Annotated in this window: 20 protein-coding genes and 1 riboswitch; of the genes, 9 read left to right on the top strand and 11 right to left on the bottom strand. The window is 61.2% G+C overall.

Features of this window, described 5'->3' with window-relative positions; translation table 11 throughout:
* Positions 1–14: 14 nt before the first annotated feature.
* Both metX and EWR20_RS10660 read right to left on the bottom strand, forming a co-directional pair.
* A complete protein-coding gene (gene metX / locus EWR20_RS10655) occupies positions 15–1,205 on the bottom strand; it encodes a homoserine O-acetyltransferase MetX (protein WP_238147708.1) in 1,191 nt (396 codons plus the stop codon).
* A gap of 22 nt (positions 1,206–1,227) precedes the next feature.
* Positions 1,228–2,622 carry a bifunctional o-acetylhomoserine/o-acetylserine sulfhydrylase gene (locus EWR20_RS10660; protein ID WP_129360656.1) on the bottom strand — a complete coding sequence of 465 codons (1,395 nt, stop codon included), beginning with the start codon at positions 2,620–2,622 and terminating at the stop codon, positions 1,228–1,230.
* A gap of 131 nt (positions 2,623–2,753) precedes the next feature.
* Positions 2,754–2,868: riboswitch (SAM riboswitch) on the bottom strand.
* A 230-nt stretch (positions 2,869–3,098) separates the two neighbouring features.
* Here EWR20_RS10660 and EWR20_RS10665 point away from each other — a divergent pair.
* Both EWR20_RS10665 and EWR20_RS10670 read left to right on the top strand, forming a co-directional pair.
* Positions 3,099–4,481 carry an amino acid permease gene (locus EWR20_RS10665; RefSeq protein ID WP_238147731.1) on the top strand — a complete coding sequence of 461 codons (1,383 nt, stop codon included), beginning with the start codon at positions 3,099–3,101 and terminating at the stop codon, positions 4,479–4,481.
* A gap of 64 nt (positions 4,482–4,545) precedes the next feature.
* On the top strand, positions 4,546–6,777 hold the full coding sequence (locus EWR20_RS10670) for a S9 family peptidase (RefSeq protein ID WP_129360657.1): 2,232 nt from the start codon (positions 4,546–4,548) through the stop codon (positions 6,775–6,777).
* Positions 6,778–6,857: 80 nt separating this feature from the next.
* Here EWR20_RS10670 and gatB read toward each other — a convergent pair whose 3' ends face one another.
* The 9 genes from gatB to EWR20_RS10715 form a co-directional block, all read right to left on the bottom strand.
* Positions 6,858–8,360 carry an Asp-tRNA(Asn)/Glu-tRNA(Gln) amidotransferase subunit GatB gene (gatB, locus tag EWR20_RS10675; protein WP_129360658.1) on the bottom strand — a complete coding sequence of 501 codons (1,503 nt, stop codon included), beginning with the start codon at positions 8,358–8,360 and terminating at the stop codon, positions 6,858–6,860.
* A complete protein-coding gene (gene gatA / locus EWR20_RS10680) occupies positions 8,361–9,953 on the bottom strand; it encodes an Asp-tRNA(Asn)/Glu-tRNA(Gln) amidotransferase subunit GatA (RefSeq protein ID WP_129360839.1) in 1,593 nt (530 codons plus the stop codon).
* 16 nt (positions 9,954–9,969) lie between these two features.
* Positions 9,970–10,266, bottom strand: a complete 297-nt coding sequence (gatC, locus tag EWR20_RS10685) for an Asp-tRNA(Asn)/Glu-tRNA(Gln) amidotransferase subunit GatC (protein WP_129360659.1) — start codon at positions 10,264–10,266, stop codon at positions 9,970–9,972.
* Positions 10,267–10,453: 187 nt separating this feature from the next.
* Complete coding sequence (locus EWR20_RS10690; protein ID WP_238147709.1) at positions 10,454–11,218, bottom strand: transglycosylase family protein; 765 nt, start codon at positions 11,216–11,218, stop codon at positions 10,454–10,456.
* A gap of 375 nt (positions 11,219–11,593) precedes the next feature.
* Positions 11,594–13,837 (bottom strand): NAD-dependent DNA ligase LigA, encoded by a 2,244-nt coding sequence (gene ligA / locus EWR20_RS10695; protein ID WP_129360660.1) that lies wholly within the window; start codon positions 13,835–13,837, stop codon positions 11,594–11,596.
* Between the two features lie 85 nt (positions 13,838–13,922).
* On the bottom strand, positions 13,923–14,999 hold the full coding sequence (locus tag EWR20_RS10700) for a PP2C family protein-serine/threonine phosphatase (protein ID WP_129360661.1): 1,077 nt from the start codon (positions 14,997–14,999) through the stop codon (positions 13,923–13,925).
* A complete protein-coding gene (locus tag EWR20_RS10705) occupies positions 14,996–16,132 on the bottom strand; it encodes an adenylate/guanylate cyclase domain-containing protein (protein WP_129360662.1) in 1,137 nt (378 codons plus the stop codon). The genes EWR20_RS10700 and EWR20_RS10705 overlap by 4 nt, the downstream gene beginning before the upstream one ends.
* A gap of 138 nt (positions 16,133–16,270) precedes the next feature.
* Positions 16,271–16,753 (bottom strand): PH domain-containing protein, encoded by a 483-nt coding sequence (locus EWR20_RS10710; protein WP_165001021.1) that lies wholly within the window; start codon positions 16,751–16,753, stop codon positions 16,271–16,273.
* Positions 16,750–17,652 carry a biotin--[acetyl-CoA-carboxylase] ligase gene (locus tag EWR20_RS10715; protein ID WP_129360664.1) on the bottom strand — a complete coding sequence of 301 codons (903 nt, stop codon included), beginning with the start codon at positions 17,650–17,652 and terminating at the stop codon, positions 16,750–16,752. Before EWR20_RS10715 ends, EWR20_RS10710 begins: the two co-directional genes overlap by 4 nt.
* 103 nt (positions 17,653–17,755) lie before the next feature.
* Here EWR20_RS10715 and EWR20_RS10720 point away from each other — a divergent pair, with 103 nt between their 5' ends.
* The 7 genes from EWR20_RS10720 (at position 17,756) to EWR20_RS10750 (ending at position 25,988) form a co-directional block, all read left to right on the top strand.
* Positions 17,756–18,037 (top strand): YciI family protein, encoded by a 282-nt coding sequence (locus EWR20_RS10720; RefSeq protein WP_129360665.1) that lies wholly within the window; start codon positions 17,756–17,758, stop codon positions 18,035–18,037.
* 155 nt (positions 18,038–18,192) lie between these two features.
* The gene (locus EWR20_RS10725) at positions 18,193–19,824 is read left to right on the top strand and encodes an acyl-CoA carboxylase subunit beta (RefSeq protein ID WP_129360666.1); all 1,632 of its coding nucleotides are present in this window, start codon (positions 18,193–18,195) and stop codon (positions 19,822–19,824) included.
* 12 nt (positions 19,825–19,836) lie between these two features.
* Positions 19,837–20,088, top strand: a complete 252-nt coding sequence (locus EWR20_RS10730; protein ID WP_129360667.1) for an acyl-CoA carboxylase subunit epsilon — start codon at positions 19,837–19,839, stop codon at positions 20,086–20,088.
* A 103-nt stretch (positions 20,089–20,191) separates the two neighbouring features.
* Positions 20,192–21,889: a DUF885 domain-containing protein gene (locus tag EWR20_RS10735; protein WP_129360668.1), complete on the top strand. Its 1,698-nt coding sequence runs from the start codon at positions 20,192–20,194 to the stop codon at positions 21,887–21,889.
* A 171-nt stretch (positions 21,890–22,060) separates the two neighbouring features.
* Positions 22,061–23,575 carry a dicarboxylate/amino acid:cation symporter gene (locus tag EWR20_RS10740; protein WP_165001022.1) on the top strand — a complete coding sequence of 505 codons (1,515 nt, stop codon included), beginning with the start codon at positions 22,061–22,063 and terminating at the stop codon, positions 23,573–23,575.
* 115 nt (positions 23,576–23,690) lie between these two features.
* Positions 23,691–25,214 carry an acetaldehyde dehydrogenase ExaC gene (exaC, locus tag EWR20_RS10745; RefSeq protein ID WP_129360669.1) on the top strand — a complete coding sequence of 508 codons (1,524 nt, stop codon included), beginning with the start codon at positions 23,691–23,693 and terminating at the stop codon, positions 25,212–25,214.
* 54 nt (positions 25,215–25,268) lie between these two features.
* Entirely contained in the window at positions 25,269–25,988 is a 720-nt protein-coding gene (locus EWR20_RS10750; protein ID WP_238147710.1) for a Maf family protein, read from the top strand.
* Positions 25,989–26,027 lie beyond the last annotated feature (39 nt).

Here is a 26,027-nt window from a genome sequence, read left to right on the forward strand (position 1 = left end):
CCACGCCGCATCAGCTATCCGAGGACCGCACCTTTCAATGCATCACCGTCACGCAGGAATTTGCTGATCTGAGAGGTTTCGATCAGAAATCCATCGTGCCCGCTGGGAGAGCTAATGTACCCGACCTCAACGGGCTGCGGCAGGGCGTGGGCGAGCATCTCGGATTCTTTGGGGTAGAACAACCGATCGGAGTCCACCGCCACGATCGTCCATCCGCAGGTAGAACGCGCGAGCGCCTCTTTGAGAGAACCTCGGCCGCGGGAAACATCGTGGCTCATCAGAGCGTCATTGACGTACAGATATGAGTTCGCGTCGAATCGACCGGCCAATTTGGATGCTTGATGGTCGAGATAGCTTTCGACCCTGTACCGACCGCGCCGGTTCACGCAGGGCCCCGTGGGGTCCTCGTCGTCCTGAGGGTGCCGGCCGAAGCGGTAGTGTAACTCGGTGGCCGATCGATAAGTGATGTGCGCGATGCGCCGGGCCAGTCCGAGGCCGTCGACGGGGAAGATCCCCGAATAGTAATCGCCCCCGGCGAAATTGGGGTCCTGCCGAATCGCGAGCGTCTGGGCTTGGCCCCACGAGAGCTGCTCGGCCGTGGACTCGGCCCCGGAGGCGATCACGGCACAGTGCCGAACGCGGTCCGGAAAAGTCACTGCCCATTCGATCGCCCTTGCGCCGCCCATCGACCCCCCGATGACCAACGACCACCGGTCGATGCCGAGCCCGTCCGCGAGCACGGCTTCTGCCCGGACCGAATCGCGGATGGTGATCAGCGGGAAGCGCGACCCCCACGGGTTCCGTTCCGGATCGATCGATGTCGGTGCGGGCGACGACGGCCCGGTCGAACCGTAACAGCCGCCGATGATATTGGGACAGACCACAAAGAATTGGTCCGTGTCAATCGCAGCACCAGGGCCTATGAGCCCTTCCCACCAGCCTTCTTCTTCGGCGGCACGACGTTCGAGGTCGCTGGCGTCGTCCTCCGCGTACCCGTGGGCCGCGTGCGTGTCCCCGGTGAGGGCATGCAACACCAGAACCGCATTCGAGGCGTCCTCGTTGAGGGTCCCCCACGTTTCGTATGCGAGAGTCGCATCAGGGATTACGGACCCCGAATCGACCAGGAGGTCTCCGACGTCGTAGTAATTGACTACTCCGTCTCCCCTGGTCTGAGCCTTCCGAGCCCCGGTGCCAACGATCGTCACATTTTCTCCTTGTCCAGTTTCCTCAGTACTTAGCCGACACCGTCTCGGTCGAGGACTGCGGGCTCTCCGCGGCTGCCAGCGAGTCGAAGCCGTGTTCGAGATCGGCCACAATGTCGTCGATGTGCTCGAGTCCCACGGACAGACGCACGAATCCCGGCGCGACCCCTGCTGCACGCAGCTCGTCCTCGGAGAGCTGGGAGTGCGTGGTCGAGGCCGGGTGAATGACCAACGAGTGCACGTCTCCGATGTTCGCGACGTTCGAGTGGAGCACGAGGGAGTCCACAAAGGCCTGTGCCGGTTCGGAGCCGCCTTCGAGTTCGAATCCGACGATCGCGCCCACCCCGTTCGGAGCGTATTTCTTCCCTCGCTCGTACCATTGCGACGATTCGAGCCCCGCATAGTGCACTCGGGTGACTTCGGGACGCGCTTCGAGCCACCGAGAGACCTTTAGCGCGTTGTCGACATGGCGTTCCACGCGGAGGGACAGGGTCTCCAGGCCGACGGAAATATTGAAGGCGTTGGTCGGTGAGATCGACGAACCGAGGTCGCGCAGAAGCGTGACACGAGCACGCAGGATGTAGGAGAGATTGACTCCGAAGACCCCGTTTGGCCCCAAGTCCTCGGCGAACACCAAGCCGTGATAGCTCGGATCCGGCGTATTGAATTGCGGGTATCGCTCCGGGTACTTCGAGTAGTCGAATCGACCGGAGTCCACGATCACTCCGCCCATGCTGTTGCCGTGGCCGCCGAGGTACTTGGTTGCGGAGTGCACGACGACGTCGGCACCCCACTCGAAGGGGCGCACCAGGTATGGGGTGGGAACCGTGTTGTCCACGATCAGCGGTACCCCGACCTCGTGGGCAAGGTTCGCGAGAGTTTCGATGTCGAAGACGTCACTGCGAGGATTCGGAACGGTTTCCCCGTAGAAGGCTTTGGTATTCGGTTTGACCGCCGCGCGCCAGGCCTCGGGATCGTCGAAATCTTCCACGAAGGTCGTTTCGATACCGTATGCACCCAAGGTGTGCTTGAGGAGATTGTACGTGCCGCCATAGAGGCTCGGGCTGGCGACGATGTGGTCACCGGCCTGCGCCGTATTGAGGATCGCGATCGTGATGGCCGCTTGCCCTGAAGCCACGAGGAGCGCTCCGACGCCTCCTTCGAGGGCAGCAATGCGATTCTCGACGACCTCCTGGGTCGGATTCGTCAGGCGTGAATAGATGGGACCGAGTTCTTTGAGCCCGAAGCGGTTTGCGGCCTGTTCGGCGTTGTCGAACACAAACGATGTGGTCTGATAGATCGGAAGAGCCCGTGCACCGGTTGCAGAATCGGGCTCTTGGCCCGCGTGAATCTGTTGTGTCTCGAACTTCCATCCCTGCGGGCTGGAAGGAGTCGGAAGGCTGTGAGAGGCCGTGGTCATATTCTGCTCCTGTTGAATCAAGGGCATGGAGCGACCGATCGTCTCGCAAAAGCGAGCACCCGGGTCGACCCGGAACCCTCTGGTTCACCGGGGAATACGAGTCTCACTCTTCGTGACGACCGGGCACACCGCGCCCGCGCTTGTGATCGCGTTGTTCGCGATCACCAGGTCCTCACCCAGGGCACCCCACCGCGGTTGGAGGGTTGCCGGCCAGCAAGCTGGGGCTTGTCACTGGCTCTCTTGACCCATATCCAGGTTTTCCTACGGCCGACCGACACGTCAAGTAGGAGACGGAAACTACGCTTACATGAAACGCCGTGACATTTATGACGCGGAGTGGGCCATTGCGTAATCTGGCTCATGGCCCGCTCCGCCAGGACGGGGCGCATGCATCGTCGAGCTCTCGAAGGACTGCCTTGAATCAGGAACAGGACCCCTCAGATCAAGTTACCGAAACTTCGCGCGCGGACGACGTCGTGCTCGGCGGGGAATCTGCGCTCAAACGCGGGCTGACTCTGCGACATATCCGGTTCATTGCGTTGGGTTCGGCTATAGGAACCGGGCTGTTTCTCGGCTCCGCGGACGCGATACAGTTCGCGGGCCCGTCGGTCCTGTTGGCTTACATCGTCGGTGGCGCCGCGGTATTTATGGTCATGCGTGCCATGGGAGAGATGGCCATGGTCCACCCCGTTCCGGGTTCCTTTTCGGAATACGCGACTGAATACCTTGGCCGGTGGGCCGGATTCGTCACCGGGTGGAGCTTCGCATTCGAAATGGCCCTGGTTGCGGTCGCGGATGTCACGGCGTTCTCCTTGTACATGCGGTTCTGGTTCCCGGACACGCCCAGCTGGATCTGGATCGTCTCGGTCGTCGCGATCATCATGGCCATCAACCTGACCAAGGTGAAGGTTTATGGGGAAGTCGAGTTCTGGCTGACGCTGATCAAGGTGGGCGCCATCGTTGCGATGATCGTGGGTGGGCTCGCGCTGATTGTCTTCGGCATCCAGCTCCACCAGGAAGTCGAGCCGTCCGTGACCAATCTCTGGGAGCAGGGCGGGTTCTTTCCGAATGGGTTCTCCGGCTTCCTCGCGTGCTTCACCGTGGTCATGTTCGCTTTCGGAGGCGTCGAGAACATCGGAATCACCGCTGGCGAAGCCGAGGACCCCGAGAAGTCGATTCCGGGAGCCATCAACACCGTCCCCGTACGCATCCTCCTCTTCTACGTTCTGACCATGGGCGTCATTATGTCCTTGTATCCGTGGGGGAACATCGGCAATGAAGGCTCACCCTTCGTTCAGATATTTTCCGGCCTGGGTATCCCCGCGGCGGCCCATATTCTCAACGTCGTGGTCCTGACCGCTGCCGTCTCCGCGATCAATTCGGATATTTACGGTGCCGGCCGCATGTTGTACGGACTCGCTCAGAGAGGGCTCGCGCCGCGGTCCTTCAACCGTGTTTCCTCACGCGGAACCCCGACCATGACGGTTGCGGCCATGGGGCTGGTGCTCATCGTCGGGGTCCTCGTCAATCATTTTTTCGAGAACGCTTTTCTCTACATCGCGACTCTGGTGACGTTTGCGACCGTCTTGGTCTGGGTCATGATTCTTGTGACGCACTTGGCGATGCGGCGCCGGCGCAAGGCCCAAGGCGTCGGCCCGTCGAAGTTTCCCACTCCCCTATGGCCGGTCGCGTCATGGCTCGCACTCGCCTTTATGATCGGCGTCGTCGTGCTGCTCGGTTTCTTCGAGGACACCAGAGTTTCCTTGGTCATCGGTGCCGTATGGCTCGTGTTCCTGGCCGTCACCTACCCGCTGACGCGCCGGACTCGCCGGGGCTCTGAGCCGCCGGCCGTTCGCTAGGGGCAACCCCAGCCACTGGGGCGACGGCCCCGCGAATTGCGCCCTCGTCAGTAAGGTGGAAGGCATGACTTCAGCAGAATCCCGAGAGGCCCCGCGCCCCACCTGGAACACCGACGCCGAGGCTCCGGAGACCCGCAAGAGCCCGACTACTCGTACGATGCACGGGCATGAGTTCGTGGACAACTACGAGTGGCTCCGTGACAAGGAAAACCCCGAGGTGATTGAGCATCTCAAGGCGGAGAACGACTATGCGGAGTCGTTGACCTCGGGCCTCGGGAAACTGCGTTCCGCGATTTTCGGCGAGATCAAGTCACGGACCCTGGAAACCGATCTTTCCGTTCCGAACCGCCTGGGCGACTGGTGGTACTTCCGGCGGACCAGAGAAGGCCAGAACTACGCGATCTTCTGCCGTGTTCCGGCTCGTCGTACAGGCGATCAACGGACGGAATGGACGCCTCCCGAGGTCCCGGTCGACGAACCTCTCGACGGCGAACAGGTTATCCTCGATTGCAACACCATGGCCGAGGGTCTGCCGTTCTTTTCCCTCGGGGCTTTCCAGGTCACCGAGAACGGACGGTACCTGACCTATTCCGTTGACGACTCGGGAGATGAACGCTTCGACCAGTACGTCAAGGACTTGGCCGACGACCGTCTGCTCCCCGACGTTGTGAAGAACGTCTTCGCGGGTGGCTTCTTGACGCCCAACGGTTCACATCTGATCTACACGTTGGTCGACGAGTCATGGCGTCCGTATGAGTTGCGTTCTCACCGCTTGGGTACGCCCGTGAGCGAGGATCTGGTGCTTCACCACGAGGACGATGTTGCCCTGTGGCTCGGCGCCGAGATCACGGCAGACGAGGAGCACCTGTGCATCGACGTCGGGTGCTCCGAGTACAACGAGACCAGGCTCCTGGCTCTGTCAGCGCTGGAGGCCGCGAGCCCAGGACAGAGGCCTGAATCGCGCGTCGTCGTCCCACGCGACGAGCGCATTCTCTACTCGGCCGAACCCATCGAATTGGGCGGGCAACGGTACATCCTGCTGTGCCACGACCACGAGGCCCAGAACGGCGAACTCAGCGTCGTGGATTATGAAACCGCCTTCGGGGCGGCGACAATGACTCAGTTGCGGTCCGCATGGAAGGTCCTCATCCCGACTTCCGAAACGCGCCGCCTCAACGGTTTCCATTTCAACGAAACGCACATGGCGCTGAGCCTCCGGGAGGACGGACTGGAGAAGGTCGCGCTCATGGACCTCGCCGAGATCGATTCGTCGGTTCGTGGGGGCAGTTTGCCGTCTCTGGTCGAGCCGTTTTCGGGTGAAGAGCTGTACACCGCCAAGATCACCTCGATGGCCCTGCACTCACCCGTCGTGGGTTTGGGCTATATTTCGTACGTCACGCCGTGGCGCCAGTACGATTATTTCCCGGTCACGGGTGAACTCGAACTCCGGAAGCAGACTCCGGTTCTGGGCGGTTTCCGTGCGGAGGATTACGTCGCCCATCGCGAATGGGCGACGGCATCGGATGGCACTCGAATTCCGGTCTCGGTGATTCACCGCGCCGATCTCGACCTGGAATCTGCCCATCCCGTCATCCAATACGGCTACGGCTCGTACGAGTCGAGCTCTGATCCGGGCTTTTCGGTGTCCCGGCTGAGCCTCTTGGATCGCGGCGTCGTCTTCGTGGTGGCTCACGTGCGCGGAGGCGGCGAGTTGGGGCGCGACTGGTATGTGCACGGCAAAAAGCTTCAGAAGATCAATACGTTCACGGATTTCATTGCCGTGACCGATCACGTGGCCGCCCAACCATGGGCGGACGGGCATCGGATTGCGGCGTCCGGCGGTTCTGCCGGGGGCCTCTTGATGGGGGCGATCGTGAACATGGCGCCAGAAAAATACTCGGGAATCCTGGCTGCGGTTCCGTTTGTGGACCCCGTGACGAGCATCAGCGATCCCGAGCTTCCACTGTCCGCTCTGGAATGGGAGGAGTGGGGCAATCCGATCGAAGACCGCGAAGTCTACGAATACATGGTCTCCTACGCTCCCTATGAGAACGTCCACGCAGCCCCGTACCCGCCAATAGCGGCCGTGACCAGTCTGAATGACACACGAGTGCTGTACGTGGAGCCGGCGAAGTGGGTGCCGAAGTTGCGCGAGGCGACCACGAGTCAGGCGCCCGTGATGCTTCGCATCGAAATGGACGGCGGCCACGGGGGCGGCTCTGGCCGATACCGTAGGTGGGAAGACACCGCGTGGGAGTACTCGTTCCTATTGAATTGCCTGGGGATCCAAAGCTGAATCTCGGGCAAATGCGCAAATGGCCCGGCCGGAACATCAGGCGATGAGCCGGCCGGGCCCTTTGCTGTGGATTTCCGTACCTAGCCTTCCACGCCGAGCTTCTCCAGAATCAGCTCACGCACGCGGGCGGCGTCCGCCTGGCCCCGAGTCGCTTTCATGACTTGACCGACCACGGCACCGGCGGCCTGAACCTTGCCGCCGCGGATCTTCTCCGCGACGTCCGGCATCGCGGCCAGAGCCTCGTCGACGGCGCTCGACAATGCGCTGTCGTCAGAGACGACCGCAAGTTCGCGCTTCTCGACGACCTCGGTCGGCGTCCCTTCCCCGTCCAACACATACTCGAGGACCTGACGGGCAATCTTGTCGTTGATTTTGCCCTCTTGGATGAGGCGGTCGAGCTCGACCACCGTCTCCGGGGTAGCGCCCAAATCGCCGGGTTCGACCTCACGAACCTTGGCAAGTCGGGATATCTCACCCATCCACCATTTGCGGGCCACAGGGGCGCTCGCCCCGGCGGCGATGGTATCTTCGATTTCGCTCAGCACGCCGGCGTTGACGACGTCGCGGAATTCCTCGTCCGAGTAGCCCCAATCCGCTTGCAGGCGGCGACGACGCTCGGCCGGCGGCTCCGGAAGTTCGGCCCGCAGCCGTTCGATCCATTCCTCGTTGGTCACGACGGGAAGCAGATCCGGCTCCGGGAAGTACCGGTAGTCGTCAGCGTCGGACTTGGGGCGACCCGAGGTGGTCTGTTTCGTGTCCTCATGCCAGTGCCGGGTTTCCTGGACGATCTCCTGTCCCGAGTCGAGAACCGCTGCGTGCCGGCAGATCTCGTACCGAACAGCCCTTTCGACGGCGCGCATCGAGTTGACGTTTTTGGTCTCGGTCCGAGTACCGAGTGCATCGCTGCCCTTGGGCATCAAGGAGACATTGGCGTCACAACGAACGTTTCCGCGTTCCATGCGGGCATCGGAAATTCCCAAGTTCTTGACGATCTCCCGGATGGTCTTGACATAAGCCTTGGCCAGTTCCGGGGCGCGCTCCCCCACACCACGAATCGGCCTGGTCACGATCTCGATCAGGGGTACTCCTGAGCGGTTGTAATCGACAAGGGAGTACTCGGCACCCTGGATGCGGCCTGCTCCACCCTTGTGGCTCAGTTTGCCCGCGTCCTCTTCCATATGGGCGCGCTCGATGTCGATCGTGTACGTGGTCCCGTCTTCCAGCTCGACCTCGACCGATCCGTTCTCCGCGATCGGCTCGTCGAACTGCGAGGTCTGGAAGTTCTTGGGGGTATCCGGGTAGAAATAGTTCTTTCGAGCAAAATGGCTCACCGGTGCGATGTCGCAACCTAGGGCCAGACCCAGTTTGATCGCTGATTCGACGGCCGCACCGTTGACCTTGGGCAAAACCCCCGGGAGGCCCAGCGAAACCGGGGTGATGTTCGTGTTCGGCTCGTCCCCGAAGCCGTTAGGGGCGTCGTCGAACATCTTGGTTTTGGTGTTCAGCTCAACGTGCACCTCGAAGCCGAGCACGGGATCGTACTTGGCCATGGCCTCGTCGAAGGACAAAATCTCGTCTGTCATTTACTTGGCACTTCCTTGCGTCCGGGCGGCGATGAGGGACTCTGTGTTGGGCAGCTTGTCGAGCAACGGTCCGCCCCACTCCTGCTGAAGCGCGGCTTCCAGGCCCGCACCGGCACGGTAGAGACGGGCATCTTCCTTGACGGGGGCCATGAACTGCACTCCGACCGGCAATCCGTCTTCCGGCGCCAGCCCAGCCGGAACCGAGATCGCGGGGACACCAGCAAGGTTGGTCGGGATGGTCGCGATGTCGTTGAGGTACATCGCTACCGGATCGTCGGTCTTTTCCCCGAGCTTGAATGCAGTTGTCGGAGCGGTGGGCGAAATCAGCACGTCCACTTGGTCGAATGCGTCCTTGAAATCGCGCTGGACCAAGGTGCGGACCTTTTGGGCCGAACCGTAGTAAGCGTCGTAATAACCCGCGGAAAGCGCATACGTACCCAGGATGATGCGGCGCTTGGCTTCCGGGCCGAATCCGGCCGCACGCGTGGCGGACATGACCCGTTCGATCGTGACCGGGTCTTCCTTGGGGAGTTCGCGGAGCCCGAAGCGAACGCCGTCGTACTTCGCCAAATTGGAAGAAACCTCCGAGGCCATGATGAGGTAGTAGGCGCCGAGAGCGTGTTTGAAATTGGGGGTCGAGATTTCTACGATTTCCGCCCCGGCCGCTCGCAGAAGGTCGAGTGATTCCTCGAACCGCTGGGAAACACCGGTTTGGAAGCCCTCTCCGGTGAGCTCTTTCACGATGCCGACCTTGAGGCCCTTGAGCCCGCCTTCCGATGCGCCCTTTTCGGCCTCGGCAAGATAGGGACCAACAGGCTCGTTGATTGATGTCGAATCGTGGGCGTCGTAGCCGCCTATGACCTCGTGCAGCATCGCTGCGTCACGGACGGTGCGCGTCACGGGGCCGACTTGATCCAACGACGACGCCATGGCGATCACGCCGTAACGGGAAACGGATCCGTACGTCGGTTTGACGCCGACGGATCCCGTGACAGATGCGGGCTGGCGAATCGACCCGCCCGTATCCGTTCCGAGTGCCAACGGGGCTTGGAACGCGCTCACGGCAGCCGCGGAGCCGCCGCCCGAGCCTCCGGGAATTCGGTCCAGGTCCCACGGGTTGCGAGTGTTCCCGAAAGCCGAATGCTCGGTCGAAGAACCCATGGCGAATTCGTCGAGGTTGGTCTTGCCCAAAACAGGAAGTCTGGCCTCGCGCACCTTGCGCACGACGGTTGCATCGTAGGGGCTCAGCCAGCCTTCGAGCATGCGCGAGGCTGCGGTGGTGGGCTGACCTTTGGTGACGATCAAGTCTTTGACGGCGATCGGCACGCCGGCCAAGTGCGGCAGCTCTTTGCCCGCCGCACGGTCCGAGTCCACTTGGCGGGCCTCATCAAGGGCCGTCTCCGCGCTCACGTTGAGGAATGCATTGAGACCCGTTTTGCCCTGTGATCGGTCCTCGACGTCGACGGGTGAGCCCTCAGTGGCCTCGATGTGGTCCAGGTGCGCCTGTGTCAGTTGTTCCGAGGTGATCTCGCCTCGGTTCAATTTGCCCGCGGCTTCCGCTGCGGAAAGCTTGATGAGTTCGTTCTGGTTCATGGTATTGCTCACGCCCCTAGTCCTCGTCCAAGATGGCCGGTACCTTGAACTGGCCGTCTTCAGCATCGGGCGCGTTCAGAAGCGCTTCGTCGTTCGTCAGCGTCTGTCCCACGACGTCGTCACGGAAAGCGTTGGAGAGAGGAAGCGGGTGCGAGGTCGGCGGAACGTCCTGAATGGGCGCTTCCGAGACCGATTGCACCGCGTTGACGATCACATCGAGTTCCGCGGCCATGGACTCCAGTTCCGTATTGTCCATCTCGATGTGAGCCAGTGACGCGAGATGCGCGACCTGGTCACGAGTAATGGCAGTCATGAATTCTCCTGCTCCGTTGGCGCTTGTCTATTCCCTGCGCGCCTCCTCCGGCGGGAGCGCGCGGGTCCCGTACCAGTCTAGTCATGGGCGGGAAGTGGTTAAAACAATCGTGCCCCGCCCTGTGACAGGGCGGGGCACGATCTCAAGAAGAGTACTCGCTCGTCTAGACGAGTAGCACTGACTTCAATTAGTTAGCCGGGATCTCCAGAACCTGACCCGGGAAGATCATGTTCGGGTCGGTCACGATCGAGCCGTTGGTCTGAACCAGGGCATCAACCGAAACACCGTGATCGTTGGCGATCTTGTTCAGGGTGTCACCGGCAACGACGGTGTAGGAACCAGCCGAAGCGGTCTGAGCCGGGGCGGCAACCTGGGCCTGGGCAGGAGCCTCGTAGGTCTGCTGTGCAGGAACCTCAGGCTGAGCCTGCTCGACGGGAGCCTGCTGGGCCTCGGGCTGAGCCTGCTCAACCGGTGCCTGCTGGGCCTCGGGCTGAGCCTGCTCGGCGGGAGCCTCGTAAGCCTGAGTGGACTCAGACTGGGTCTGAACCTGCTCCTGCTCCTGCTGCGGCTGAGCCTGCTGCGCAGAGTCATCCGAAGAGCTGCTGGAGGGAGCCGAACCAGCCTGCTGCGAGCAGACCGGCCATGCGCCGGGGCCCTGCTCGGCCAAAACCTTCTCGGCAACCTGGATCTGCTGATCCTTGGAGGCGTTCTGGGGGTCACCCTGGCCACCGAAGGCTGCCCAGGTGCTCGGGGTGAACTGGAGTCCACCCGAGAATCCGTTGCCGGTCGAAGTCGACCAGTCGCCGCCGGACTCGCACTGAGCGACGGCATCCCAATCGAGGCTGTCGGCCTGGGCGGGAGCGGTAGCCAGTGCACCAGCGGCAGCGCCACCGATCACGAGAGCGGCTGCACCGCGGCGGGCATTGCGTCGGAAAGTGGAAGTATTGTTCACGATGCTCCTCAGGCCACCTACGCTCCATCCATCCCTGGACTTCTTGGCGCCGTCGTCTACCTATAGATGTTTTAGGTCAAGTTTCAGGTGTCTGCCCTGTAGACGACGTCCGGTGTTACGGCAGCACCTAGCATTGTTGTTTCTAGCTCTCGCGTATGTGCGTGAGCTCAGGAGTCACCTCTCGGTGACGAACTGTTTATAACGATACAGTAACGATTTTGGAGTTTGCAACCAATTTCTTGATGGAAGCGAAACTTTTTTTGGTTGGTACCCGATCCGGCTACCAGCCAGGATCCGTAGGCACGCGTGTCAGCCTATGAGGCCTCTTGAGGCGATGCAACCCGGTGCGACATGTTCCGAATCACAAGGTTGTGACTATTCCGTGATCGTTTCGTGACCGGAAGCCGCGGCATCAGTGCGATCCAGGGCGTCCGGGCCGCCCTCCAAAAGGGTTTTAAATTCTTGCTCACCCAAGACCGACACGCCGAGATTTTCCGCCTTGTCGAGCTTGGTTCCGGCATTTTCCCCAGCTACAAGGTAGCTTGTGTTCTTCGACACAGACCCTGACGCCTTGCCCCCGCGCTGGATGATCGACTCCTTGGCTGAGTCGCGAGTGAAGTCTTCCAACGTTCCGGTCACCACGAGGGTAAGGCCTTCGAGGACACGGGGCACCGATTCGTCCCTCTCGTCTTCCATCCTCACTCCGGCGGCGGCCCAGCGCTCCACGATCTCACGGTGCCACTCTTCCGCGAACCACTCTTTGACTGCACTCGCAATGGTCGGTCCGACGCCGTCAGTATCGGCAAGCCGGGACTCGTCGGCCTCGCGTATCGCTTGCATGGAACCGAATTCGGTCGCGAGCGCCCGAGATGCGGTGGGCCCCACATGCCGAATCGAGAGGGCCACCAGAACACGCCACAACGGTTGGGATTTGGCTTCCTCGATCTGATCGAACATTCTGCGGGTATTCGCAGACGGCGCCGACGGTTTCTTCGGAGTACCGCGTGTATAGAAGTAGGGCACCAACTCCGTTTCACCGGTTTCCACGCCCTTCTTCTTGACGGCACGCTCGATGCGCACATCGGCCAGGTCCTCCGGAGTGAGATCGAAAAGGCCCGCAATGCTGGTCAGCGGCGGGTTTTCCGGCTCGGCGGGTTGTGTCAGGGCCCTGGCGGCCTCTTCCCCCAAGGCGTCGATGTCGAATGCGCCTCGCCCAGCGGTATGGAAGAGCGTCTGCCACAGCTGTGCCGGACAGGACTGCGCATTGGGGCACCGGATGTCGACGTCGCCTTCCTTCGCCGGCGCAAGCTCCGTGCCGCACGACGGGCAGTGAGTCGGCATCTCGAATTCGTGCTCGTTCCCGTCCCGCAGGGCAACAACGGGGCCCACGATCTCGGGAATCACGTCGCCGGCTTTGCGCAGCACCACGGTGTCCCCGATCAAGACGCCTTTGGCCCTGACGACATCCTGGTTGTGCAGTGTCGCCATTTCGACGGTCGATCCCGCGACTTTGACGGGATCCATGAGACCGTACGGCGTCACGCGCCCGGTGCGACCCACACTGACCTGAATGTCTTTGAGCTTGGTGTTGACCTCTTCGGGCGGGTATTTATATGCAACCGCCCACCTGGGAACGCGTGAGGTATGGCCCAGAAGCTGTTGGGTCCGGAAATCGTTGACCTTGACCACGATGCCGTCGATCTCGTGGACCAGGTCGTGCCTGTGTTCTCCGTAGTCTGCGATGAATTCGAGAATGTCGTCGACCCCGGACAACAGCTTCGTATAGGGACTGACGGGCAGTCCCCACGAGGTGAGAAGATCATAGGTTTCTCCCTGGGAGCGGGCAGTCAATCCTTCACGAGCACCGATTCCATGGACGAACATCGACAGCTTGCGACGCGCCGTGACCTTGGGGTCCTTCTGACGCAGGGATCCGGCAGCGGCATTCCTCGGATTGGCGAAGGGCGCCTTGCCGTCCGCGACGAGGGCCTCATTGAGTTCCCTGAAGTCCGCAGACGCGATGAAGATTTCGCCCCGGACTTCGATTTCTTCCGGGAGGTTCTCGCCCACGAGATTTTGCGGAACGGTATCGATGGTGGCGACGTTATGCGAGACGTCTTCCCCCGTTGTTCCGTCGCCGCGAGTTGCGGCTCGTACCAACTGACCGTCCCGGTACAGGAGGTTGATCGCGAGTCCGTCGATTTTGAGCTCCGTCAGCCACCGGTTCTCGTGCCCGGGTCGAACCTCTTGGATCGAGGCTTCCGCACGTTCGAGCCAGGCCTTGAGCTCGTCGATCGAGAAAACGTCCTCGAGCGAATACATCCGCTCGAGGTGCTGAACCGGGGCAAATGCTTCGGACGGCTCCCCTCCGACTTCCTGGGTCGGTGAGTCGTTGGCCTTCAACTGCGGGTTCTCGGCCTCGATGCGTTCCAGATCCCGGTACAGAGCGTCGTATTCGGCATCCGAAATCCTCGGGGAATCCTCAATATAGTATGCGGCGCGCGCGTCCCTGACCTGCTGGGTCAGTTGGGCGTACCGTTCCTTGAGATCCTCCGCGGGAACTTCACGCTCGTTCTCCCCGGTGGCCTGCTGTGCTCGTTGTTCTTCAGCGCTACTCACAAGAGACCATTCTTGCGCATATCAGAGGTTCTCGCGCCCCGCTGGGGAAAAGTTTGGCGTTACGGCGCCAATTCTGCCGACTCGGCTACTGCTCTTCGTCTGCAGAACGAGGTATTTGCTCGTTCTCGGCGAGCGGTCCGTCGGGGGTCTCCCCCGTCTTCTGCGGATCGTGGAGGTCGTTGTTGTGCCAGTTGTCCAGGTCGATGACGCCTTCTTCGGGCTCCGACTCGTGCACGCCGTTGGTGTCTCCGTCGCAACCGTGGTTCTGGCAGGTTCCCGCTTCCACGGAGTCAGCCACGATGACCGAAATGTTGTCCCGACCGCCCGAGCGAATTGCCGCAGCTTGGAGAACTGCGGCAGCATCCTTCGGATGCACCACGGTGGACAGCACCCGGGCCATGTATTCATTGGACAATTCGCCCGAAAGACCGTCCGAGCACATCATCAAGCGGTCACCGCGCTTGGCCGGGATGACCCAGAAGTCGGGTTCCCAGTAGTTTCCGGTGCCCAACGCGCGAGTGATCACGTTGCGTCGCGGGTGGGTCAAGGCCTCGAGCGCGGTGATCTGTCCCGTGTCCACCAGGTATTGAACCTCAGAGTGGTCCACTGTGACCTGCTCGAGGCTTACTCCCTCAATAGGGGTTTGCGAGACGGACGTGGGTTTGTCGCTGATCGGCTCGTCGGTGTCCCTCCGCAAACGATAAGTACGCGAATCACCTACATTGAAAATGATCCACATGTTCTGGCCGCCGATTTTGACCAGCCACGCGCCGGTCAGGGTGGTGCCGGCTCGCATGGCCGCGGCCGACTTGATACTTTCGTCGGCCTCCCCGATCACGCCCTTAATCTCGTTGAGGATCTCCATAATCTTTGCGTTGAGATTCGAGGTCGCTTTGCGGCGCCTTTTGAAGATCCCTCGGGAATCGTCGGAGTGCTCTTCGGTGGGTTCGACGTCGAAGGAAAGAGTTCCGAAGAGCTCTGCGGCAGCCAAAGTGTTGACGCACATCGCACTGGCTACTTCACCGGCCTCATGACCACCCATTCCATCGGCCACGGCGCACAGATTTCCTTTTGAAATCAAGGAGTCCTCGTTGTTGGAACGATGACTGCCTTGGTTGGTCGTGGCCCCCACGCAAGTCGCAAGGTCGAGCGATTCGGTCATTCGAAGTCAATCTCCAATTCGGTTCCCACACCCGGCGCGAGTGACACGGGTCGGACGTCTCCAAAGCCACGGACGTTGCGCACACCTTGAGATGCCATCACAAAACGTTCGTCGCCCTCGAGCACGTTGGCGGTGGATGCGTCAGTCAGGACGGCGCCAGGCTCAGCCAGCGCGACGAGACGCGAAGCGAGATTGACGGTCGGACCGTACACGTCCCCCAGCCTAGGCAGAATTCTTCCCCAGACAAAAGCAACGCGTGCCTCGGGCAGGTTGGGATCCTCACGGATGATCTGCGACAGCGTGAGCGAAATGCGCGCACCCGCTTCGGGAGATTCCGTCATGAACAAGACTTCGTCGCCCACGGTCTTGATGATGCGACCGCCCCCCACGGCGACGACCTCGGCACACCGCTGTTCGAAATGCTGTACCAGGCTGGCCAGCGTCTTTTCGTTCATTTGGCGGGACAACGATGTGAACGACACCAGATCGGCAAAGCCAATGCCACGCACGAGCGGGAGGGCGCGATAGTCCGTGACGGCGTCGTCGTTGCCGACGACCGGCTTCTCCGCCTTGAGCGCGAGGCGCACCACCGCCGCATTCAACTGCCGGCGGTATCCGTAGCGCATCAGATCTTCGAGTTCGTTGAGGAGTTCGGGCAAAACGTTGAGGAGTTCTCGGCGAGCTTCGGCGTCACTCATTCCGTGGTGGGCGACCATGTCCTCCACGAAAGCCTCGACCTGCCAGGCAACCATGCGGTCCATCATCTGCCCGACGGAGCGAACGATCGACAGAGCACCGTCTTCGGTCACGTGCCCGCTGCGGACCATGGCCGAGACGGTTCCCAGGGCTTCCGAATCGGAGCCCGTGAAGTAGACGTCGCCGTCCTTGAGGTTCGGCATTCCAAGGGCCCGCCATATCTTCCGAGCGGACAGCAGGGAGACGTCCCCCGCATGTGCGGCTTCGCGCCGCGTCATCGAACGATTTTCCCCGAGCAAGGCGCGCTCGAGGGCTCCGACCGCTGCCTTGGCGTCGTCGGACTTGTACAGATTGAACTGTGCAGGGTTCTGCAGGTTGAGCTGACTCGTCTGTGGTCCGGTATAGACCGGCCTGCCTTCGGGTTCCTCCTGCGGCACTAGAGTGCTCCACCTTCCTCAACGCTTTCCTGGTTCCGAGCCCACTGGCGTAGAGCGCGCTCGGCTGAGAATGAGGCTCGAGGCCTCACTGTCATGCTACAGATCACAGGGTCCTTCCGGGTAGTTTTACCTGGATCTTCACGGCCAACGCAGGGCGTTTACTCGGCGCAGATGCGCCTCGTAACAAAGGGCTGAAAACCTGTTGGGTTCTTTCTGATAAGTCAGCTCAAAAGTCTGTCCTTGGGCGGAGATCCTGATGGTTCCGCACCCGGTCAGACGAGCCGTCCCCTTGGGACCCACGACCCCGGCGACGTACTCGAGCGGGATCGAAATCGGGCGGCCGCCTCCCAGACCGCGAAAAACCACAATACGCCGGTTGGTCAACGAATAGCCCGTGGTGAGCCATTTGATGAGGCGGACCGCGACATAGACCAGAGCGGCGATCATGAGAATCGGTCCCACCGCCGACCACCCCGGATAGTTGGCGGTGACGACCTGCAGGAGATTCACGAGGAAAATCGCGACCAACACAACGATGGCCGGCCGAAGCAACTTGAGCGGGTGCGCCCGGTTGCACGTGATGACGTGCTCGCCTGGCTCCAAAGTATCCCGGAATTTCACGGCGACTCCGATTCGGCAGCGTCCGCCCATGTGCCGTTCTCAGGGCGGAGGTGTACGACGTCGCCCACCGAGACTGCTTCAATCATTCCGTCGTCCCGCAGCACCATGAGCGAACCGTCGTCGTCGATCGTGCGCGCGAGGCCCGTGAAGTTCGAGCCAGGGTCCACGAGTTCCACGCGAACGCGACGTCCGAGAGTGTCCAAAGCCGCGCGCACCTCGTCGAGGAGGGAAGGTTTCTTGCCGACGGACAGCGACGGATCGCCGCCGACCGAGAAGAACCCGTTTACATAGGCGCGGAACTCGCAGATGAGGCGAATCAGCAGTTCCGTGCGGTCCACGTCCTGGCCCGTCTCCGTCCGGAGTGAGGTGGCCGTTTCCACGGGCAGATCCGCGGCATCGATGTTGACGTTGATGCCGATTCCGACGACGACGTCGAGCGTCTGGGAGCCGGTGGGAACCACGCGAGCCAGGATGCCGGCTACTTTGCGACCGTGGACCAACAGGTCGTTGGGCCATTTCAATGTTGCCGGCAGCCCAGTGGTCTCCCGGACCGCGGCCCGCCCGGCCAAGGCCAGCATTTGCGTCACCCAGTGCAATGAATCCGCAGGCAGCCGGGACTCCCCCTGTTCGGAACGCACCACGAAGGAGACCACAGCAGAACTGTATTTCGGGGCCGTCCATACTCGTTCTCTGCGACCTTTCCCGGAGATCTGATGCTCGGTCAGCAGAGCAGTCAGGTGGTCAATTTCGCGTCCGGCGCTCATTCTGCTGGCGAGCTCGTCATTCGTGGACCCGACTTCGTCCAATAGTTCGACCGGCGCTGCGATGACGCGATAATCCTGGTTCGGTCCGGGCAACAAACGCCCGGCGTCCAGGGGTTGCACGGTCGTCGTGTTCATAAAGCGGTGCTCTCTCTCGCTCGGCGCCTGGTCGTGCCATGGGTAGTGGGATCTTGTGAGCTAGTTTAGAGGCGGAAAGCTAACTCCGCTTGGAAGGAACATCATGGCTCACTTCGCCGTGCATTATTCATATGGTCCCGTCGAAGAACAGGCGAAATACCGCGGAGACCACCGCGCCTACCTGCGGAGCCTTCTCGAGCAGGGATCATTGCTCGCCTCAGGGCCTTATGTCGATGGCGGCGACGAGGGCGCGCTGCTGATCTTTTCGGCCGATTCTGCGGAGGCCGTTGAAGCGCTTCTGAACGAGGACCCGATGTACGTCAACAAGGTCGTGACCGCACACGAGATCCGTGAATGGAATCCGGTGCTCGGATCGGTAGGGTAGGCAACGACCTACTCAGCCTGATGTTCCGGCGGCAAGCCGGCATCAACGACCATTCACCGTTTGCTACCTTGGTTCAGTAGGTAACAAGAGTAATTTCCGCTGGGATACCCGATTGCATCAGGTATGGGGTCCGAGCAGCTCGTACAGAGGACAAGATGACCGAAGATCTCTCCCGCCAGGATTCCGACGACGCGCAGAACGAGCCAGGCCCGGACCTCACCACCACGGCCGGCAAAATCGCCGATTTTTACGCGCGCCGCGAGGCCTCGTGGATGCCTACCGGTCCAGCTCCCGTCGAGCGCCAGCATTCCCGTGGCAAAAACACCGCCCGCGAGCGCATCGAAATGTTTTTGGACGAAGATTCTTTCGTCGAATTCGATGCCTTGGCGACTCATCGCACCACCGCATTCGGGATGGACAAGAAGAAGCCTCTGGGTGACGGGCTGGTGTCCGGTTACGGGACGGTCGACGGTCGACTCATGGCCATCTACTCCCAGGACTTCACCGTCTACGGTGGTTCCCTGTCTCAGGTCAATGGAGAGAAGATCGTCAAGGTCCAGAAGTTTGCGTTGCGCAACGGCTGCCCTGTGGTCGGCATTAACGACGGCGGAGGCGCACGTATCCAAGAGGGCGTCGCTTCGTTGGCCATGTTCGCGGATATATTCCGCATGAATGTGCGCGCTTCGGGGGTCGTGCCCCAGATTTCCGTGATCATGGGTCCCTGCGCGGGCGGTGCAGCCTACTCTCCTGCCCTCACGGATTACGTGATTATGGTCGACAAGACCTCCCATATGTTCATTACCGGCCCGGACGTCATCAAGACCGTCACGGGCGAAGAGGTAGACATGGAGACCTTGGGCGGTGCGAAGTCGCACAACTCCGTGACGGGCACCTCGCACTACCTCGCCGAAGACGAGGATGATGCTTTCGACTTCCTCCGGGAGTTGCTGGAGTTTCTCCCGTCCAACAATCTTCAGGACGGTCTGCTCGTCGAGCACGACCAAGAACCCGAGATCACGGTGGACGATCTGGATCTCGATGGCCTGATCCCTGATTCCGCCAATCAGCCCTACGACATGCGTTCGGTGATCGAGACAGTTGTCGACGACGGCCACTTCCTCGAGATGCAGGCGTTGTACGCCCCCAACATCATGACCGGTTACGGTCGGGTGGAGGGGCGGACCGTCGGCGTCATCGCGAATCAGCCTATGCAGTTTGCGGGGACCTTGGATATCGCGGCCTCCGAGAAGGCCGCGCGCTTTGTGCGCCACTGCGATGCCTTCAATATTCCTATCCTCACTTTCGTGGACGTGCCCGGTTTCTTGCCGGGCACCGAACAGGAGTTCAACGGAATCATCCGACGCGGGGCGAAGCTGATCTTCGCCTACGCGGAAGCCACGGTGCCGATCGTCACGGTGATCACCCGCAAGGCCTACGGGGGCGCATACATCGTCATGGGCTCTAAGAAGCTCGGTGCGGACATCAACCTTGCGTGGCCCACGGCTCAGATCGGGGTCATGGGTGCACAGGGCGCCGTCAATATCCTGTACCGCAGGGACCTCAAGACCGCGGAGGAGAACGGCGACGACGTCGAGGCTCTGCGTTCCGAGTTGATCCAAAAGTACGAAGAAGAGCTCCTGAATCCTTACCAGGCCGCGGAACGCGGTTATATCGACTCGGTCATCGCTCCATCCGAAACACGAGTGAACATCATCAAGTCCCTGCGCGCTCTTCACGACAAACGAGCCGCTCTGCCCGCCAAGAAACACGGCAACATCCCGCTCTAGGGGGAAGGAAGTATGGCACCCGAAGAGGAATTCCAAGAGTCGGAACAGCCGTTGTTCTCGGTGGTCAAGGGCTCGGCGAGCGAAGAAGAGATCGCGGCTCTGACCATCGCCGTGCTGCAAACCCAACGGCCGCAGACTGCCACGAAGTCCAGGCAATCCGCGAAGCCGCTGACCGAGGTCGGCCGTCTGCTCTCGCGCCGTCAACGCATCGGCGCGGGCCTGCCCCCGGGACCGGGTTCATGGCGGCGAGCCAAACCGAGGTAAAGCACATTCCACAGAAAGCCCCTCTCGGAACCCACTGGTTCCTCGAGGGGCTTTCTGCATGAATCGGCTGTGATCTGAAGCATGTGCATATAAACTGGCCGACATGACTTCGCCTTTGCCCGCAGCCCTGAAACTCGATCGCGAGACCACCGACATCGACCGGGTCGCGAACAGTTACTATGACAAGCTCATGGAGTTGGACCCCGCCACCGCGACCATCGAAGGCATACCCGGGCACGAAACGGAGTACGGCGACCTCTCCCCCGCCGGAACACTCGAGTTCATCCGGGCAGCGCGGGAGGCTCTCGAGCAAGTCAACGAGATCGACCCCCAGGACGACGTCGACCGCGTGACCCTTGACGCGATGAATGAGAGCCTCGGCCTGATCATCGAAATGCACGAGGCCGGCCTCGGCGACTGGGAGCTCAACAACCTGGCGACGCCGGCACATGACGTCCGGCAGGTCTTCGACCTCATGCCCCAGTCCACGCAGCAAGATTGGCTGCACATCGTAGGCAGAATGAAAAACGTTCCCCAGGCGCTCGCGGGCTTCAGAGAAAGCTTGGCCGAAGCCGCGAGCCAGGGGAGAATTGCGGCGGCCCGCCAGGTTCGCCTCCTGATCCAACAATTCGGCGCCTACACGGAGCCCGATGGATTCTTCGACCAGCTGGCCCAGCGTGCCGCCGCATCGGATCCGACCCTCGACAACACCGCCCGTGCCGCGGCACAGGGCGCGCGAACGGCCTATGCCGATCTCGCCGCATTCCTCCGGACTCGACTCCTTCCGCAGGCTCCTGAGCGCGACGCCGTGGGCCGTGAGCGTTACGGATTGCATTCGCGAGCTTTCCTGGGTGCCGCGGTCAACCTCGATGAAACCTATGCCTGGGGCGTTGCCGAACTCGACCGGATCATTGCGGAACAGCAAAGAGTCGCCGATCGAATCAAGTCAGGGGCGTCCATCCGAGAAGCCAAGTCCGTTCTCGACGAAGACCCCTCGCGCAAGCTCCACGGGAAGGAAGAGCTGCGCGATTGGATGCAAGAACTCTCCGACCGAGCGGTCGAGGACCTCGCGAAAGAGCACTTCGTGATCGAAGGCCCAATGCGTGACCTGGAATGCATGATCGCGCCGACCCAAGAAGGCGGCATCTACTACACGGGCCCGTCCGCAGACTTCTCCAGGCCGGGGCGGATGTGGTGGTCCATCACAGAAGGCGAATCGGAATTCACCACGTGGAGCGAGACCTCGACCGTCTACCACGAGGGCGTGCCGGGCCACCATCTCCAAATCTCGACCGCGGCGGCGATGGCCGAGAGCATGAATAGGTGGCGCGCCAACGGCCTGTGGTATTCGGGTCATGGCGAGGGCTGGGCACTGTACGCCGAGCGGCTCATGGCCGAACTCGGCTACCTGGACGATCCCGGCGACATGATGGGCATGCTCGATGGCCAACGTATGCGCGCGGCCCGCGTGGTCTTCGACATCGGGGTGCACTGCGAACTCGAGATCCCCCAGCGGTGGGTCGAGGAGCTCGACCTCACTCCGGGTACATGGTCGCCGGATTCGGGCTACGAATTCTTGCGCCACAACTTGGCGATCCCCCAAGGTCAACTGGATTTCGAGTTCAACCGGTACCTCGGATGGTGTGGGCAGGCTCCGTCCTACAAAATAGGCCAGCGCATGTGGGAGCAGCTTCGCGACGAGGCAGTTGCGCGCGGTGAGTCCCTGAAGGAATTCCACACGAGGGCCTTGAAGGTCGGCTCCGTCGGACTCGACACCCTCAAACGGGCCTTGTCCGCGTAGCGCGGGCTTTCCGAACACCGTGCTGCGGTGTGAGGCACCCGTGAATGATCCGGAACTTACCCCACCGACGTCGCGCAAGAGTATGACGCACAACACCCTCGCGCTTTATTCCCGTAACATTTCTTCTCAGTCCTTTTCTGTGTTATTAGTTCAAAGCTTAGGGTTGAGGACATGTCTACTCGCCCCTCCCCTAATCCGCGTGATTCTTCCGCGCCAGCATCGTCGCAACGTGCTCATCGACTTCCCTCGTGGATGACCAATTTTGGTGTGCAAATCCTTTTGGGCCTCGCCTTCGGCGTCGCCTTGGGTTTCCTGGCCCTTGCCCTGGGCGGTGATGCCGAAAAGAACCCCAACTGGCTGATGACCACGCTGGATACGATTGGCACCAGTTATGTTTCCCTCCTCAAGGCCGCCGTTGTCCCCCTCGTGGTCACCGCTGTGATCTCATCGATCGCGAACCTCAGCCAGGTGACCAATGCGGCTCGGCTCGCATGGAAGACGATCTTGTGGTTCGCCGGCACGGCATTGATCGCCGTCATCATCGGCATTCTGCTCGGCGCGATCTTCCGCCCGGGCGCCAACACTGGCCTGTCCGCTCCTGAGTCCTACTCCGGCACAACCGGGTCCTGGCTGGCTTTCGTCACGAGTATCATCCCGGCCAATTTCTTGGGACTCACCGTGAGCACCAAGGATGCCGGCGCGGACGGCCTCACCTCGACGCCCAATTTCAACGTCCTCCAGATCTTGGTGATTTCCGGTGCGATTGGCATCGCGGCCCTCAAGGTCGGCAAGGCGGCCGAGCCGTTCCTTACCTTCATCCGCTCCGCTTTGGCCATCATCCAGAAAGTCCTCTGGTGGATCATCAGATTGGCGCCGCTGGGGACCCTGGGCCTGATCGGCTCGGCAGTCTTCACGTACGGTTGGACCACCATGGGGTCGCTCGCCAAGTTCGTGATCCTGCTCTACGTTGGGCTGGTCATCATAGGATTCGTCGTGTACCCGATCTTGGCGCGAACTCAAGGCCTTTCGATCAAGCAGTTCTTCTCCGGTGTGTGGCCGGCCGCTCAGATCGGCTTCGTCTCGCGGTCTTCGATCGGCACGATGCCGGTGACCCAGCGTGTTGCCGAAAGAAACTTCGGCGTTCCCCAGGCCTATGCATCCTTCGCCGTACCTTTCGGCGCCACAACAAAGATGGATGGCTGCGCCGCCGTATATCCGGCGTTGGCAGCAACGTTCGTTGCCCAGTTCTACGGAATTGACCTGAGCATCGCACAGTACGTTCTCATCGTGGTGGTCTCGGTACTCGGATCCGCGGCCACGGCCGGTACGACAGGTGCAACCGTGATGCTCACGCTGACCCTGTCGACTTTGGGACTGCCGCTCGACGGCGTCGGTCTGCTTCTTGCGATCGACCCCATCATCGATATGGGCCGTACCGCCCTCAACGTTTCGGGGCAGGCGCTGATCCCGGCCATCATTTCCAAGCGGGAAGGCATCCTGGACGAGAGTTTGTACAACGCGCGCCGCTCGAGCGATTGGTTCGAGTCGGATCTGTCTGCCGCAGAATTCGCCGAGGGCTCCCCGGCTGACGGCGAATCCGCACCGGATCTCGGGACGGCGTCGGAGGCTGCCCCGGAAGAAGCCGTGGATTCGAATCGGGAACCGGCAGGGTCTTCCCTGCGCTGACCGCCTCGTCACCAGTTTCCTGTGGCGCATCCGAGGGGCAGGGAGGAGTGACCTCCGTGCCCCTCGGCCGCTATAGTAATGTCCGTCACGTTAATTGGACGTCAAAGGAGACACCATGACGGTTTACGCTCAGCCCGGCTCATCCGATTCACCCGCAGCATTCCGCGCCCGGTACGAGAACTTCATCGGAGGCAAGTGGTTGCCGCCGACCAAGGGCGAGTATTTCGAGAACAAGACTCCCATTACGGGCGAGGTATTCACCGAAGTTCCACGGAGCACGGCAGAAGACGTCGAGCTGGCGATAGATGCCGCATGGAAGGCATTTGAAACCTGGGGCAAGACCTCGGCCGCCGAACGCGCCGGAATCCTCCTCAAACTAGCCGATGCCATGGAATCCAATCTCGAACGCATCGCGGTCGCGGAGACCTGGGATAACGGCAAGCCCGTCCGAGAGTGCTTGGCCGCCGACATTCCCCTCGCCATCGACCATTTCCGATATTTTGCTGCGGCCATTCGGACTCAGGAAGGCCGTATCTCCCAGCTCGACGAAGATACAACCGCCTACCATTTCCACGAACCCCTCGGTGTCGTCGGTCAGATCATTCCGTGGAACTTCCCGGTTCTGATGGCAACGTGGAAGATTGCTCCGGCTCTGGCCGCGGGCAATACCGTGGTCCTCAAGCCAGCCGAACAGACACCTGCATCGATCCTCTTGGTCGCGGAAATTTTCCAGGACATCCTGCCCGAAGGCGTTCTCAACATCGTCAACGGTTTCGGCGAGGAAGCCGGCGCGGCCCTCTCCACGAGCGAGCGTATCTGCAAGATCGCGTTCACCGGGGAGACCACCACCGGCTCGGTCATTGCCAAGGCCGCGGCGGAGAACATCATCCCCTCGACCCTTGAGCTGGGTGGCAAGTCTCCCAACTTGTTCTTCGAGGATGTCGCGGCCAAGGATGACTCCTTCTACCAGAAAGCCCTCGAAGGCTTTGTATCCTTCGCCCTGAACCAGGGCGAGGTGTGCACCTGCCCCTCGCGTGCGTTGGTCCAGGAGTCCATCGCGGACCAATTCGTCGCCGACGGCCTCGAGCGTGCACGAAAAATGAAACAGGGAAATCCGTTGGACACCGAAACCATGGTCGGAGCCCAGGCTTCCGAGCAGCAATTCAAGAAGATCTCCGCCTACCTGGAGAAAGGACCGCAGGAAGGAGCTGAGGTCCTTCTCGGTGGCCAGTCGCTGGAGCTCGACGGCAACCTCAAGGGTGGTTACTACATCCAACCGACGGTGTTCCGGGGAGACAATTCGATGTGCATCTTCCAGGAGGAGATCTTCGGCCCGGTATTGGGTGTGACCACGTTCAAGGACTATGACCAGGCCATTCAAATCGCCAACGACACCAGTTATGGTCTCGGCGCCGGAGTATGGACCCGCGGCCAGAACACCGCATACCGGGCAGGTCGGGCTATCCAGGCGGGCCGTGTGTGGGTCAACAACTACCATTCGTATCCGGCCCATGCCGCATTCGGCGGGTACAAGAAGTCCGGATACGGCAGGGAAAATCACCTGATGATGCTGGATCATTACCAGCAGACCAAGAACTTGTTGATCTCCTATTCGGAGGAGCCGACCGGGCTCTTCTAGATTTGATCCACAGGTGACCCTCGGGGTGCACACGACTGGCCTAGACTGGTCCTCGTGTGCACCCCGATGTCGTCTCCGCAGAATCAGCAAGTCTCCGAACCCGGTTCCGTTCCTGAGGCGAGCGCGCCTGACCTGATCCTGGCCTCGCAGTCGCCCGCGCGGGCTTCCATCTTGTCGGCCTCGGGGCTCCACTTTCGCACCATCGTTTCCGGGGTCGATGAAGACGCTGCGGTCGAGCGAGCGGAGAAGGAGCAGGGTGCACCCCTGTCTCCGGCACAAACGGCATTGACCCTCGCACGCGCGAAGGCCGAAGCAGTTGCGGCTCTCCCCGCGAGCCAAGGCTGTCTGGTACTCGGTTGCGATTCCGTTTTCGAGTTGAACGGCGAGGCTTTCGGGAAACCGTACGAACCCGAGGTTGCCGTCTCGCGAATCCGCGATATGAGTGGGACCACAGGAACGCTGCATACGGGACACTGGTTGATCGATGTCCGGGATAGTGTCAACGGCTCGAATGGACCGACAGGTTTGGGCGAGGTTCGCTCCGCCGACGTGACATTCGACGACATGAGCGACGAAGAAATCCGCGACTACGTAGCCACGGGAGAGCCCCTGGAAGTCGCGGGTTCATTCACCATTGAAGGATTTGGGGCAGCCTTCATTACGGGGATCCGGGGAGAGTCTCACACGGTGCTCGGCCTCAGCATCAATGCCCTCAAACACCTGCTCCGAGAGCGCGGTTTGGAAATAGCTCAATTGTGGACCCGGAATACTTAGTCAAATGACACATTTGCTACTAAGCTCACGGGAGGATTA

It is taken from the genome of Rothia uropygioeca (genome assembly GCF_004136585.1).
GTDB lineage: Bacteria > Actinomycetota > Actinomycetes > Actinomycetales > Micrococcaceae > Rothia.